At 73.0% G+C, this 13,354-nt stretch carries 9 protein-coding genes and 1 pseudogene; 4 read left to right on the plus strand and 6 right to left on the minus strand.

Translation table 11 applies throughout. The features are described 5' to 3' along the window. Positions 1-153 precede the first annotated feature (153 nt). A complete protein-coding gene (locus BU197_RS04220; protein WP_317452067.1) occupies positions 154-1,278 on the minus strand; it encodes a DUF2786 domain-containing protein in 1,125 nt (374 codons plus the stop codon). Positions 1,279-1,813: 535 nt separating this feature from the next. Here BU197_RS04220 and BU197_RS04225 point away from each other — a divergent pair. Further along, a pseudogene (locus tag BU197_RS04225) lies at positions 1,814-2,635 on the plus strand (ABC transporter ATP-binding protein); the annotation flags it as partial. A 266-nt stretch (positions 2,636-2,901) separates the two neighbouring features. After that, the gene (locus tag BU197_RS04230) at positions 2,902-4,995 is read left to right on the plus strand and encodes an ABC transporter permease (RefSeq protein WP_188266822.1); all 2,094 of its coding nucleotides are present in this window, start codon (positions 2,902-2,904) and stop codon (positions 4,993-4,995) included. 640 nt (positions 4,996-5,635) lie between these two features. Here the strand turns inward: BU197_RS04230 and BU197_RS04235 are convergent. Further along, positions 5,636-6,205, minus strand: coding sequence for a GNAT family N-acetyltransferase (locus tag BU197_RS04235; RefSeq protein WP_188266823.1), 570 nt, complete (start codon positions 6,203-6,205; stop codon positions 5,636-5,638). A gap of 141 nt (positions 6,206-6,346) precedes the next feature. Here BU197_RS04235 and BU197_RS04240 point away from each other — a divergent pair, with 141 nt between their 5' ends. Continuing rightward, entirely contained in the window at positions 6,347-8,047 is a 1,701-nt protein-coding gene (locus BU197_RS04240; RefSeq protein ID WP_188266824.1) for a bifunctional 3'-5' exonuclease/DNA polymerase, read from the plus strand. Between the two features lie 63 nt (positions 8,048-8,110). On the opposite strand, the gene BU197_RS04245 is transcribed toward BU197_RS04240, so the two are convergent. Both BU197_RS04245 and BU197_RS04250 read right to left on the minus strand, forming a co-directional pair. Further along, positions 8,111-9,382: a hypothetical protein gene (locus BU197_RS04245; protein WP_188266825.1), complete on the minus strand. Its 1,272-nt coding sequence runs from the start codon at positions 9,380-9,382 to the stop codon at positions 8,111-8,113. A gap of 111 nt (positions 9,383-9,493) precedes the next feature. Next, entirely contained in the window at positions 9,494-10,003 is a 510-nt protein-coding gene (locus BU197_RS04250; RefSeq protein ID WP_188266826.1) for a SigE family RNA polymerase sigma factor, read from the minus strand. A 138-nt stretch (positions 10,004-10,141) separates the two neighbouring features. Between BU197_RS04250 and BU197_RS04255 the strand changes: the two genes are divergently transcribed. Further along, on the plus strand, positions 10,142-10,534 hold the full coding sequence (locus tag BU197_RS04255; protein ID WP_188266827.1) for a DUF6479 family protein: 393 nt from the start codon (positions 10,142-10,144) through the stop codon (positions 10,532-10,534). A 499-nt stretch (positions 10,535-11,033) separates the two neighbouring features. On the opposite strand, the gene BU197_RS04260 is transcribed toward BU197_RS04255, so the two are convergent. Continuing rightward, positions 11,034-11,690 carry a hypothetical protein gene (locus BU197_RS04260; RefSeq protein ID WP_188266828.1) on the minus strand — a complete coding sequence of 219 codons (657 nt, stop codon included), beginning with the start codon at positions 11,688-11,690 and terminating at the stop codon, positions 11,034-11,036. 5 nt (positions 11,691-11,695) lie between these two features. Then, the gene (locus BU197_RS04265) at positions 11,696-13,354 is read right to left on the minus strand and encodes a DEAD/DEAH box helicase family protein (RefSeq protein ID WP_188266829.1); all 1,659 of its coding nucleotides are present in this window, start codon (positions 13,352-13,354) and stop codon (positions 11,696-11,698) included.

Genomic DNA, 13,354 nt, shown 5'->3' on the forward strand with positions numbered 1-13,354 from the left:
CGGAACGGCGGACGCGCGGAACGGCGGACGCGGGCTTGGGCCGGGGCCCAGCCCGCGTCCGCCTCTCCGCCTCTCCGCCTCTCCACCTCCCCGCCGGGTTCCGGCCGGCCCCGTCGGGCCCGACGCGCCTCGCGCTCCCGCCGTGAGCCGTCCCTACTCCGTTCCCTCCACCCGCTTCCGGCCCGGGTGCAGGCCCGCGCGGTCCGCCGCCGAGGCGCCGTGGGTCCAGCCCTCCTCGTCCCAGGCGGCCCTGACCCGGGCCGAGCGGGTCTCGGGGAACAGCTCGTCCGTACGGCTGGTGACCGCCAGATCGCGGGAGGCCAGGGCCGGAAGCAGCGTCGGCGTCTCGGCCGCGACCCGGCGGGACGTCGCCGAGAGCCGGGTCCCGAGCCGGTTCGCGTACGCGAGCAGGAAGGACTGCCGGAACGACTTGGTGCGCTTGCGGCCCCCGGCCCGCTGCTCCGCCTCCGCCCGGGTCATCGCGGCCGTACCCTGCACGAGCAGCGAGGTGTAGAGCAGTTCCACCGGGTCCAGGTCCGCCTCGAAGCCGACGACGGTGGAGAAGCCGTACGCCTCGTTCCACACGGCCCGGCAGTGGTTCGCCGTCGCCACCGCGTCGAGCAGGATCGCCTTGGCCTGCTCGTACGGCGGCTCCACCCCGATCCTGATCGCCCCCGGCGTCTCCGGCGACGGCGCGCCCGCCGCGAGCGTGGCCTCGTCGAGGCTGTGGCGGGCCATCAGCTCCTGCGCCTTGGCCGTCAGCGCCTCCGCCTCCTCCGGGTACCCCGTCGCCTCCGCCTTCGCCAGCAGCGCCCGGATGCGGCCGAGCATCCTCGGCTCCCCCGCGACGGCCGGCGGCAGCGTCTCGCCCGGCACCGGGCCGACCGCGTCGAGGCGCGGCAGCCGGACGAGCAGGCGGTACAGCTCCAGGACCGTCGTCGCGTACGAGAACCGGTCCGTCGGACGCCCGGGAACCGCCCCCGGTTCGTCGAGCTGCGCGCGCCAGCGGTGCGGGAGCGTCGCGTAACGGGCGGTCTCGGCCCTGACCAGCTCCCCGAGCACCCGCAGATGCTCGTCCGCGAGGTCGCGCCGGACGAGCCGGGTGACGTCGGCGGGCTGCCAACCGCGCTCCCACAGAGTGCGGACGAAGCCCTCGCCGCGCCGCGCCAGCTCCGCGTCGGCCCCCGGGTCGGCCGCCAGGAGGGACGCGGCGGTGTCGAGCGACCCGTCGTCGCTCACGTACAGCGCCTCGAAAGCCTTGTCGATGGTGGTGCTCACGCCGTCCTCGCGTCCGTTTCCTCGTGATTCCCGGGGCCGTGGTTCATGGGGCCGTGGTTCCTGGGGTCGTGGTTCCCGGGACCGACGGTTCACGGGCCGACAGTTCATGAGCCGGTGGTCCCGGGGCCGTGGCTCGTGGACCAGTGACCCTGGGGCCGTGGCTCGTGTGCCGGGGCCCTCCCCCGATGGTCTCAGCCCGGCCCGGCGGCGGGGCTGGGGAGGGTGGGGCCGGGACTACCGGCCGGGCGGGTGGGTGGTCGGGCGGGCGGAGATCCGCCCCGGGGATGACACAGCCGGGTCCGCCCCAGCGGACAGCAAGGCCGGGCCCATCTCCCGCACGGACGACAAGGCCGGGCCCGCCCCCCGCGCGGACGGCACGCCCCATGCCGGTCCGCATCGCCGCCCCCGACGACAGGACCCGCCCCCGCGCGGACCGCACGACCGGACCCGTCCCAAGACCGGTAGGGCCTGCCCTACCTCCGGAACGCCCTCCACTGGTCGTGTCCTGCGGTGGCGGAAACGGTTCGCTGGGGTCATGACCTCGACAGTCCGTCCTCCGGCCGCTCTCCCCGGCACCGACACCCACACCGGCACCGCGTCCAGCACCGCGTCCGGGCCCGTCCCCTTCGCCGTACGGCTCCGGGGGCTGACCCGGCACCACGGCGCCGTCCGTGCCCTCGACGGCGTCGACCTCGACTTCGCCACCGGGACGTTCACCGCCGTCATGGGCCCCTCCGGCTCCGGCAAGTCCACGCTCCTCCAGTGCGCCGCCGGGCTCGACCGGCCCACCGCCGGGCGGGTGGAGGTCGGCGGCGTGGCCCTCGAAGGGCTCGGCGAGCGGCGGCTGACCCTGCTCCGGCGGGACCTGATCGGCTTCGTCTTCCAGTCCTTCAACCTGCTGCCCTCCCTGACCGCCGCGCAGAACGTGGCGCTCCCCCTCGGGCTCGCGGGCCGCCGCCCGTCCCGGCAGCGGGTCCGGGAGGCGCTGGCACGCGTCGGGCTCGCGGACCGGGCACGGCACCGGCCCGGCGAACTCTCCGGCGGCCAGCGGCAACGGGTCGCCATCGCCCGCGCGTTGATCACCCGCCCCGCCGTCCTCTTCGGCGACGAGCCCACCGGCGCGCTGGACTCGACGACGAGCCGGGAGGTCCTCGACATGCTGCGGGAACTGGTGGACCGCGAGGGCCAGACGATCGTCATGGTGACCCACGACCCGGTGGCGGCGGCCCGCGCGGACCGGGTGGTCTTCCTGGTCGACGGCCGGGTCGCGGGCGAACTCCCCTGCCCGACGCCGGAGTCGGTGGCGGCCAGGATGGCGGCGCTGGAGGCGGGTGGGGCGGGTGGGGCGGGTACGGCAGGTGGGATGGGTGCGATGGGTGGGGCGGATACGGCAGGCAGGACGGGTGCGGCAGGTGCGACGGGTGCGGCAGGTGCGACGGGTGCGGCTCCAGACGCAGCCTCATCCCCCGTCGCCACGGCGACCACCACAAGCACCCCTGGCACCTCCAGCACTTCCAGCAGCCCCGGCACCCCCAACACATCAGGCACCACAGGCACCACAGGCACCCCCAGCACCACACCCCCCACAAGCACGGAAGGCGCACCGAACGCCGCAGGTGCGGCATGCTGATCGTCGTCCTCTCCGGGCTACGGGTCCGCTGGGCCTCCCTCCTCGGCGGGTTCGTCGCGCTCGCCCTCGGCGTGGGGCTGCTCGCGGCCACCGGGCTCGGCCTCGCCGCCACCTTTCACGCGCCCGAGCGTTCTCCAGAGCGGTTCGCCTCGTCGTCCGTCGTCGTCCAGGGGCGGGACCGGCTCGTGCTCGACGTGCGGCGCGGGCCCGTGACCGTACCCCTGGCGCTGCCGCTCGACCGTCCACAGCCTGTGGACGGGGAAGTGCTCCGCGCACTCCGGGCCCGTTGGCCGGTCACCGTCTCCGGCGGTCCCGACGCCGTCGGCGTCGACGCCCCCGCCGCAGCCGTCCGCGCCCTCGTCGGCGACCGCGCCCGGGTCCTCACCGGGCAGGAGCGGCGCCGCACCGACCCCGGCGCGGCCGAGGACGCGGAGGTCCTGCTCGGGCTCGGCGTCGTCCTGGGCACCTCCGGAGGGGTCACCGCCTTCGTCGCCGTCTTCGTCGTCGCCTCCACCTTCGCCTTCGCCGTGGCGCTGCGCCGCCGCGAGTCCGGTCTGCTGCGGACCGCCGGAGCCACCCCGGGGCAGCTCCGCAGGCTGCTGCTGGCCGAGGCGGCGGCGCTCGGCGTCCTGGCCTCGGCCACCGGGTGCGGGCTCGGCGCCTTCGGGGCGCCGCTGCTCACCGGGGCACTGGTCGACGCCGGTCTCGCGCCGGAGTGGTTCGCGCCGGGCGACGCGGTCTGGCCCTTCCCCACGGCGTTCTGGACGGGTGTGACGGTCGCCCTCGCGGGGGCGGTGGCCGCGTCCCGGCGGGCGGGCCGCACCGGCCCCGCGGCGGCGCTGCGGGACGCCGACGTCGACGCGGACGTGCTGCCCCCGGGCCGCGCCGTCCTGGGCGCCGGGCTGCTCCTGGCCGGTCTCGCGCTGCTGGCCTGGACGTACGCCACGGACCCGGCGTCGCTCCTGAAACGGAAGACGTACACGACCCTCCCGATGCTTCCGATCGCCGGAGCGGCCCTGCTCGCCCCGCTGTTCGTCCGCCCGGCCGCGCGACTCCTGAGGTCCCGGGGAGCGGTGGGGACGCTGATACGGGAGAACAGCGCGGCCTCGGTACGCAGGACCGCCGCCGTCGCCGCGCCCGTCCTGGTGACCGTGGCGCTCGCCGGGACTCTCTTCGGCTCGGCGACGAGCGTCACGCGCGCGAAGGACGTCGAGGCGCGGGAGCGGACGACGGCGGAGTACGCCGTGACCGGGCGGGCGCTGCGACCGGTCACGGCGCCGCCCGGGGCGGTGGTGTCCGCCTCCGGGGCGACGTCGGTGTTCGTACGGGACGGGGCGGAGGCGGTCGTGAAGTACGGGGCGCGGGCGGTCGCCGACCCGGCGGCCTTCGCGGCACTGTCCCGGCTGCCGGTGACCGCCGGTGACCTGCGGGGGCTCGACGACCACTCGATCGTGGTGAACGAGGAGTTCGAACGGCACGAGGTGGGCGGGACGGTCGAGGTCTGGCGGGCGGACGGGACGGGACCGGTACGGCTCCGGGTGGTGGCCGTCCTCGCCCCCGGGACCGGCGACAACGGGCCGTACGTCACCCGGGCGAACGCCCCCGGTTCGACGACGGACCTGATCGAGGCGAGGGGCGGCGGTACGGCCACGGCACGGGCCCTCGCGGCGAGCGGCGGCACGCCGGTGACCGGCGAGGCGGGGAACCGGAACCCTGCCGCCGGGTTCGGGACGCGCCTGCTGCTCGGCATCGCCCTGGTCTACACGGTGATCGGGCTCGTCAACACCCTGCTGATGGCGACCTCTGTACGGGGAGCGGAACTGGGCGCGCTCCGGCTGGCCGGGGCCACCCGCTTCCAGGTGCTTCGGGTGGTGACGGGCGAGGCGGTGCTGGCCGTCGGGATCGGGACGCTCCTCGGCCTGGCGGTGACCGCGCTGGTCCTGGGCACCCTGGGCGCCGGGCTCGCCGCACTCTCGGCCCCGGTGGCACTGGCCCTGCCCTGGGGAACGGTCGGCACGGCGGCGGGCGTCTGCACGACGACGGCGGTCGCCGCCTCGGCACTCCCCGCGTGGCGCGCGACCCGCTGACCGGCGAAGGTGGGACGGACGGAGCGGCGACCGGGGTCGGAGCCGGGTCACCGCTCCGTCCGGAACGGGGGGACTGCTCGGTCGCCGGAACGGGGGCACCACTCCGTCTGGAACGGGGGGACGCCGCGCGGTCGGGAACAGGGCCACCACTCCGCCCGGGAGCAGGCCACCCGCACCGGCCCCGAAGCCAGGTCACCGCTCCGCCCGCAGCAGGGTCACCGTACGGTCCGGAGCCGGGTCACTGTACGGTCCGGTGAGCCGGGCCACCGTAAGGCCCGGAGCCGGGCCACCGCTCCGCCCAGAAACAGGCCACCCGCACCGGCCCCGAAGCCAGGTCACCACCCGGCCCGGAACCGGGCCACCGCTCCCCCTCCCCCCGAAGGGATGCACCGCCCATCCCGGAAGCAGGTCACCGCTCCGCCCGGAAGGGGTGCACCCCCAGGCCCGGAAACAGGTCGCCGCCCCGCCCGGAAGGGGTGCACCCCCAGGCCCGGAAACAGGTCACCGCCCCGCCCGGAAGGCCCGGTCCCTCCCCGTCCAAAGCCAGATCACCGCCCGCCCCGGAAGCAGACCACTCCTGGCCTTCCTCCCCCAGCCCCTCCCCCAGCCTCAGAGCCCCAGCGCCAGCGCCAGCCCCGCCCTACGCGTTCTCGCCCTCCCCCTTGGCCGCCCGCCACTCCGGGGCGAGGACCGACCAGATCTCCTGGTCGTGGCGGTGGCCCCGGTAGGGGAAGCTCTCGCGGAGGACGCCGTCCCTCGTCATGCCGAGGCGGCGGGCCACCGCGATGCTGGGGGCGTTGTCGGAGTTCACGACCCACTCCACCCGGTGCACTCCCCGTGCCTCGATCGCCCAGTCGATGAGCGTCCGCGCGGCCCGGGTGACCAGGCCCTTCCCGGTGGCCGCCGGCTCCAGCCAGCAGCCCGCCTCGGCCGTGCCGCGTACCGCGTCCAGGGTCCGCAGGATCACCGCGCCGACGAGGACGCCGTCCGACCAGATGCCGTGGATACGCCCGGTGTCGGCCGCGGCCTTCTCGGCGTACGCGCGGAGGAACGCCCGGCTGGACTCCAGGTCCTTGACGACGTCCGGGAGCCCGTTGCGGGCGCCTATGAAGGCGCGTCCCCGGTCCATGTGCGCCAGGAACTCCTCGGCCTGCCACGGTTCCAGCGGGCGCAGTTCCGCCCCGTCGTCGCCCAGGGACATCGCGTACATGTGGCCGCCTTCCAGGTCGTTTCCCGTACCCACCGAGGGCGGGAGGGGTGGATCATCTCATCCCACTTTCGTACCGGCCCTGGAGCCGGAGAGGCCGCCGCCTCCCCGCCGTTGTCAGTGGGCGGTGCCAGACTCGTATCCATGAGCGAGAGGTGGGCGCTTGCGGTCGAGGCGGAGGGGGACGGAGCACTGCTCGTGCCCCTCGGCCCGGACGGGCTGCCCGCCGGGGAGGTGCGCAGGGAGCCGGATCTCGTCGCGGCCGTGCGGGCCCGCCCCGGGGTGACGCGCTGGGTGTGGCGGTCGACGGCCGAGGTGTATCCCCGGCTGCTCGCCGCCGGGGTGCGGATCGAGCGCTGTTACGACATGGAGGCCGCCGAGCAGCTGCTCCTCGGGCACGAGGGGCGCCTCGGGGAGCCCCGTTCGGCGGCGGCGGCCTGGGCCCGGCTGCGGAACGAGCCGGTGCCCCCGGACCCGCCGCAGCGGGGCGCCGAGCCCGGCTCTCAGGACTCCCTCTTCGAGCCGCGCCCGACGGTCTCCGTCCCCTTCGAAGGGCTGCTCGCGGTCTACGCGGAGCAGCAGCGGCGGCACGACCGGGCGGAGCACCCGGGCAGGATGCGGCTGCTCACGGCGGCCGAGTCGGCGGGGATGCTGGTGGCGGCCGAGATGCACCGGGCGGGTCTGCCGTGGCGGGCGGACGTGCACCGGGAGCTGCTGGGGGAGCTGCTCGGCGAGCGGTACGCGGGCGGGGGCGAGCCGCGCAGACTGGCCGAGCTGGCGGACGAGGTGTCGGCGGCGCTGGGGCGCCGGGTCCGGCCGGACCTCCCGGCGGACGTGGTGAAGGCCTTCGCGGCCGCGGGCGTACGGCTGAAGTCCACCCGCCGCTGGGAGCTGGAGGAGCTGGACCATCCGGCGGCGCGGCCGCTGATCGCGTACAAGAAGCTGTACCGGATCTGGACGGCGCACGGCTGGTCGTGGCTCCAGGACTGGGTGCGGGACGGGCGGTTCCGGCCGGAGTATCTGCCGGGCGGCACGGTCAGCGGGCGCTGGACGACCAACGGCGGCGGGGCGCTCCAGATCCCGAAGGTGATCCGGCGGGCGGTGGTCGCGGACCCGGGCTGGCGGCTCGTGGTGGCCGACGCCGACCAGATGGAGCCCCGGGTGCTGGCCGCGATCTCCCGGGACCCGGGCCTCATGGAGGTCGCGGGGCACCCCGACGATCTGTACACGCGCCTGTCGGACCGGGCCTTCTCCGGCGACCGGAACCACGCGAAGCTGGCGCTGCTCGGGGCGATCTACGGGCAGACCAGCGGGGACGGCCTGAAGAACCTGGCGGCGCTGCGGCGGCGCTTCCCGCGCGCGGTGGCCTATGTCGACGAGGCGGCGAAGGCGGGCGAGGAGGGCAGACTCGTCCGGACCTGGCTGGGCCGGACGAGCCCCCGGGCGGTGGGCGCGGGCGACGCGGAGGAGGCCGGTCTACCGCAGGAGGAGGCCGAACAGGTCCCGGAGGAGGGCGGGTCCGCCGGGTACACCCCGGGATACGCCTCGGGCAACGGGCGGGCGCGGGGCCGGTTCACCCGTAACTTCGTGGTGCAGGGCAGTGCGGCCGACTGGGCGCTGCTGATGCTGGCCGCGCTGCGGCGCTCGCTCGCCGGGATGCGGGCCGAGCTGGTGTTCTTCCAGCACGACGAAGTGATCGTGCACTGTCCGGTGGAGGAGGCGGAGGCGGTGACGGCGGCGATCGGGGCGGCGGGGGACGAGGCGGGCCGGATCACCTTCGGGGAGACGCCGGTGCGGTTCCCCTTCACGACGGCCACGGTCGAGCGGTACGCGGACGCGAAGTAGGCGGGGGTACGGGGGCGGAGCCGCTGCCCCGCCCCCGTACCCCCACCGTCCCCCGTACTCCTCTTACTTCAGGGACACCTTGCGCCACTTCGGGTCCAGGGCGATCGCCTTCAGCTGGTCCATGGTGAGCGCGGGCTCGGCGCGGGTGGCGGCCTGGTACTGCGCGCCGGAGTTGAAGGCGGAGACGACGACGCGGAAACCGTCGGGCGTGATGGTGTCGACGTTCCACCAGACGACCCCGGCGCCGCCCTTCTCGCCGGGCTGCCGGGTGGCACGGACCTTGCGCCCGTCGGAGAGCGTGACGACGTCGGAGCCGCCGAAGAGGTCGCTGATCAGGCTCTTGGAGGAGGGCTGGACGTCGATGCCGACGAGGCTCGCGCCCTTCCCGTCGTCGACGACGAGGTAGCCGTGGCTGCCCGAACCGCCCTTGCTCCGCACGTCGAGGCCCTGGGGCAGCTTGAGGCGCAGGGTGTCGCGGACGGCGGTGCCGGTGGACTCGTCGGTGCCGTGGTGACCGCCCGGCTTCTGCGGGACGGTGTGCAGCCGGGCGAGGAGCGGGCGCCAGTCGGCGGTGGTGACGAGTGCCTTCAGCTGGTCCGGGCCGAGGGGCGGGTTCTTCCGGGTGACGGAGGCACCCTTCTCGGCGGGGGCGTTGTACTCGCTCGCGTCGACGAGGAAGCCGTCCTTGGTGAGGAGGACCGCGCGCCAGTTCTTGGTCTCCTCGCGCTTGTCGGGGTACTCGTACCCCTGGAGGACCATGAGCCGGTCGCCGTTCGGCAGCGTCCGGGAGGAGCAGGCATCGAACGGGACGAGGACCTTGTCGGGGCAGGTGACCTGGTCCTTTCCGCCTTCGCCGGTGCCGGGGGCGCTGTAGAGGCCGACGCTGACGGCCGCCTTGCCCTTGCCGTCGTCGAAGACGCCGAGGGCCGACTGCCCGGTGCCGGAGAGGTCGCCGAACTCCCATGTCCCCTTCGGGGAATGGGCCTTGAGGACGTCGGCGATGTCCTTGACCGGGATCTCGTTCTCGCCCGGGGGGCGCTTCCCGGGAGCGGCGGAGGAGCCGAGGGCGGGGGCCGCGGCGACGGAGGCGGTGGTGGTCGCTCCGGCGGGGTCGAGCAGCGAGCCGCCGTACACCCCGCCGAGACCGACGGCGGCGAGCGCGAGGGCGCCACCGGTCACGGCGAGCCGGCGGCGGACCAGGCGGCGGCGCCCGCGCACGAGCGCGCCGTCGACGAGGGCACGGCGGTCACCGGCGGCGAAGGTGTCGCCGGTCCGGCGCAGGACGGCGCCGAGCTGGTCCTCGAATCCGTGCGGGTTCTCTTCGTTCTGGGGCATGTCGAATTCACCGTCTCCGGTCGGAAGGAAGTCGGAAGGAAGTCGGAAGGGAGGTCCGAGACGAGCGAGTGAGCGACTCGGCCCGGGGATGTCTCAACGGGCGGCGGCGGCTCAGCGGGCGGCCAGCTCGCCGATGCTGCCGCCGAGAAGCCGCCGCAGCTTGGCGAGCGCCCGTACGGAGCGGGTGCGGATCGCGGCGGAGCTGACGTGCAGGGCGTCGGCGGTCTCCTCGACGCTGCGGTCCTCCCAGTACCGCAGCACGACGACGGCCCGGTCCTTGGGCGCGAGCCCGGCGAGCGCGTCGAGCAGGGCGACCCGGAGCGCCGGGTCCTCGTCGCCGAGGGGGGCGAGGTCGGGCAGTTCCCCGATCGGGCGCTCGGTGGCCGATCGGCGGCGCTGATGGCTGAGGAAGGTGCGGACAAGGACGGTCTGGGCGTACGCGGCGGGGTTGCCGATCCGGGCCATACGTCCCCAGAGGGCGTACATCCGGCCCAGCGTCTCCTGGGTGAGGTCCTCGGCGAGATGGATGTCTCCGCTGGTCAGCAGACACGCGGAGCGGAAGAGGTGACCCGAGCGTGCGGAGGCGAACTCCAGGAACTCGTCCGCGCGGGACTTTCGCATGCCCCTCCTTTCGCTTCGCTCGCAGGGGTGATCGTCGTACACCTCATTGACGCGATGGCGGCGCGGGAATGTTTCAAGGTTCTTCGAAGGTCTTCGCCCGGGGAGTACAAAACTGGAGAAAACGGGTAATCCTGGAGTATGAACACTCTCAGCGCAGCACAGACGCTGGCTGCGGGCGTCTGGCAGTCGGGCCTCGGGCAGCTCATCGGCGGCCTCGTCATCGTGGCCGTCCTGATCGGCGCGGTCTGGCTGGGCTTCCGGGTCCGCGACCGCGAGTCCCGCACACCCACGCCCGACGAGCAGCCGCACCGGCCGGAGACGGACCGGTTGCCCGGCGAGATGACCGAGTACCGCAGGCCGGCCGAGATGCCGCACACCGACGGCGAGCACCGGCTCATGCCCTACCAACTGAAGGACGCGGGAACGGCGGGCACGGAAACGTCCCCGGACCCGCCGTCGGAGGAGAAGCGCAAATGGGGAGGCATCTCCAGCGGCGGCTTCGGCAGCGGGGGGACGGGGCACGGGGACTGAGGGCTTGGTTCCGTGAACGGCACGGCGATGTGGCCAAGGCGTTCCTCACCGCCGCCCGCAGAGGGGACACGGCCGCCCTGCGCTTCCTGCTGTTCCTGGAAACGGGTCCTTACGCACGGACACTCCCGACGGCGGTCCGCCCATCACCGGAACCCGGGGCCCACCGAATCGCCCAAACCACAGTTCGTCAAGGAGCCGAATCGAGGGCGTGCCCGCGCCGGGATCGGCGTGGGCGGACCCGTACGGCCAGCCCGTACGGCGACCGTCGTGACCACCGGATGCCGACACGGAATTCACCGGCACACCCTGTGGGCTTCTAGGCGCTGTCCGGTGGACACAGCCTCGACGGCACCACCCACCCGCACTTCGAGACCGTCTGCGCCCACCTGACCGAGGCGGCCCGTCTCCTCAAGAAACAGGGCGCTGTCGGGCAGGCCGGCTACACACGTCCGTTCCGTCGTGCCGCACAGACGCGAAGAACGACAAATGGGATCAACGGCTAGTCCACGAGTGTAGGTTGCAGCTGACCGCGGCCACCGTCCGTCGCCCCGAGATAGTCCGGGTTAGGCATCATCTCGCGATGCAGGTATCGCAGGTCCGCTCCGCAACGCAGCGCGAGCCGGTCCTGACGCGTTCGCTCGGCTGTGGAGACGGTTTCGCCGTTGCGGGTGGTGATGACGATCGCGGGCCGCTCAGTCGAGTCGATGGCCTCGTTCAACGCGGCCCAGACGAGATCACGGAAGTTCCCGGCGCGACCCCAGCAGATGTACCGGGTGGCACCATCGGCGACGGCGTAGCAGTGGTTCGGCTTCTCCCCCACCGAATCCGGTTTCATCACCCAGCCGCTGCCGCATGCCGCGCGAACGATCTCCTCCGGCCCCTGGAACCGATTCACGGCGTAGCGGACGTAGTTCCCGATCCCTTCCTGCGCTCGGGCGTACTCCTTCATAGGGACATCCTTGATCCAGACCCTGGCGTCCTTCTCTGGCCCATAGGCGAGCAGAACTCCGCCAACCTTGGGGTCCTCGATCCATCGCCGGTACTGGTTGGTCTTCTCCGTGTTACTCAAGAACTCCCAGTCCAAGGCGTTGGCCTGCTGGTAGATCTCGATGAGAAGGCGCTCCCGAATGGGTGCGGGCAGCTGCTGCAAGGCCACGGTGATTACTCCTGAGGGACGCGTGTGGCGGGGAACTGGAGTCGGTGTTCGTCGTACGCGGTCTCAAGACTGGCCGCGTCCTTGATCCACTCGTCCATGAGGGTCGCCACCTTCTGGTCGCTGAAGTCGACGTTCGACGGGGTGATCTCCGCCAGGGTCTCGATGTCGCCGCACCCGTCAAGCGTGCGTTTGAGCTTGAGCGCGGCAGCGATGCGGCGAAGGTCGCTGACGAAGTCGAGCACGGTGACTCGCTCTTTGCCGTCGCGCAGGCGAAGACCGCGCCCAAGCTGCTGAACGAAGATGCGGCGGGAGTGAGTGACTCGCGCGAAACAGAGGATATTCACGTCCGGCACATCGACACCCTCGTTGAGGATGTCGACCGCAGTCAGGATGGGCACTTCGCCGGACCGGAAGGCGAGTAGGCGGTTCTGCCGCTCCCTCTTGGCCAGTCCGGCATGGATGGCGAGAGCACCTGACCAAAGGGGGGTGCGCCGCAGCATGTCAGCGAGCCGCTCGGCGTGCTCGATAGTCCGGCAGAAAACAATGGCCCGGGGACTTCGTGTACCGGCCCACGCCATGGCCAGCTCGTCGCGAATGGCCTCATCCCGCTGAGGCAGAAACAGCTTGGCGTTGAGTTCGGCCAATCCGTACGCATGATCGCTGGCCTCGCGGACGATGTCCCAATCGATGTCGTCGACGAACAGGCGGTAGTCGACCTGCGCGAGGTATCCGCGCCGCATGCCCTCCTCGATCCCCAGACTGAAGCTGGGTTCGCCAAGCTGGTGGGTGATGTCGTGCTTGTCCCCACGCCATGGGGTCGCCGTGACGCCCAGGTGTCTGGCGGAGCTCAGGAGTTCCAGCAGCTCGTCGTACTGCCCTTCTTCACTCACGTGGTGGGCCTCGTCGATCATGACGAGGCCGGGACGGTATCCGAATCGCGCCGCAGCCAGCGCCGAGCCCACCGTCGCGCAGGTGAGACCGGAAAGATCGTCGGGACGAGTGTCGCCCGTGAGGAGCCGCGTCGGGACATCCTTGGGCAGGTGCCGCCAGAGCGCCCGCTCCAGTTGCTGAACGAGGTCCTTCGCATGCGCGACGACCAGGACCTGGTCCTGGGGGCAGCGTCGCAGGTGTGCCGCGATCACCTCACCTCCTACGACCGTTTTGCCAAGGCCGGTGGCCAGCACGAGCAGCGCACGCCCCGAGGAGTCGAGATCGGAGTCCAGCGCTTGGAGCGCCTCGGTCTGATACGGCCTTGGCGTCACTCGTCCGAAGCGGGGTGGTACCCGGTCGAAGCTCGTCGTCAGATCCGTTCCGCCCCACAGCAGGATCGCAGGGCCTAGGCGTGCCAGATTCGCCACCCGCTTCAGGGCCTCGGGGCTGAACCGAGTGTTGGTGACGACGACGGCTTTGTGAGCGCGATAGTGGTCCCGGGCCCGAGCGACCTCGTCCACCGCGTCGGCCCCTACGGCCCTCCGGCGCTTCCACTTGCACTGGAACACCCAGGTCTCACCTCTGTGCCGGGCGAGGATGTCACCCCCCTCGTCACCGGAGCCGTCGATGTTGGACACATCGGAGAATCCCAGGTGCCACAGAAGGCGTTCCACGCGCCGAGGAAACTGCGTGGGGCCGGAGTCCAGCAGAGCGGCGGCGTCAAGGAATCGCAT

It is taken from the genome of Streptomyces sp. CBMA291 (assembly GCF_014596525.1).
In the GTDB taxonomy this organism is placed as follows: domain Bacteria; phylum Actinomycetota; class Actinomycetes; order Streptomycetales; family Streptomycetaceae; genus Streptomyces.

Coding starts and splice junctions, on each gene's coding strand:
- BU197_RS04240 (WP_188266824.1), top strand. CDS start 6,347: ATGAGCGAGAGGTGGGCGCTTGCGGTCGAGGCGGAGGGGGACGGAGCA.
- BU197_RS04230 (WP_188266822.1), top strand. CDS start 2,902: ATGCTGATCGTCGTCCTCTCCGGGCTACGGGTCCGCTGGGCCTCCCTC.
- BU197_RS04255 (WP_188266827.1), top strand. CDS start 10,142: ATGAACACTCTCAGCGCAGCACAGACGCTGGCTGCGGGCGTCTGGCAG.
- BU197_RS04245 (WP_188266825.1), bottom strand. CDS start 9,382: ATGCCCCAGAACGAAGAGAACCCGCACGGATTCGAGGACCAGCTCGGC.
- BU197_RS04265 (WP_188266829.1), bottom strand. CDS start 13,354: ATGCGATTCCTTGACGCCGCCGCTCTGCTGGACTCCGGCCCCACGCAG.
- BU197_RS04235 (WP_188266823.1), bottom strand. CDS start 6,205: ATGTACGCGATGTCCCTGGGCGACGACGGGGCGGAACTGCGCCCGCTG.
- BU197_RS04250 (WP_188266826.1), bottom strand. CDS start 10,003: ATGCGAAAGTCCCGCGCGGACGAGTTCCTGGAGTTCGCCTCCGCACGC.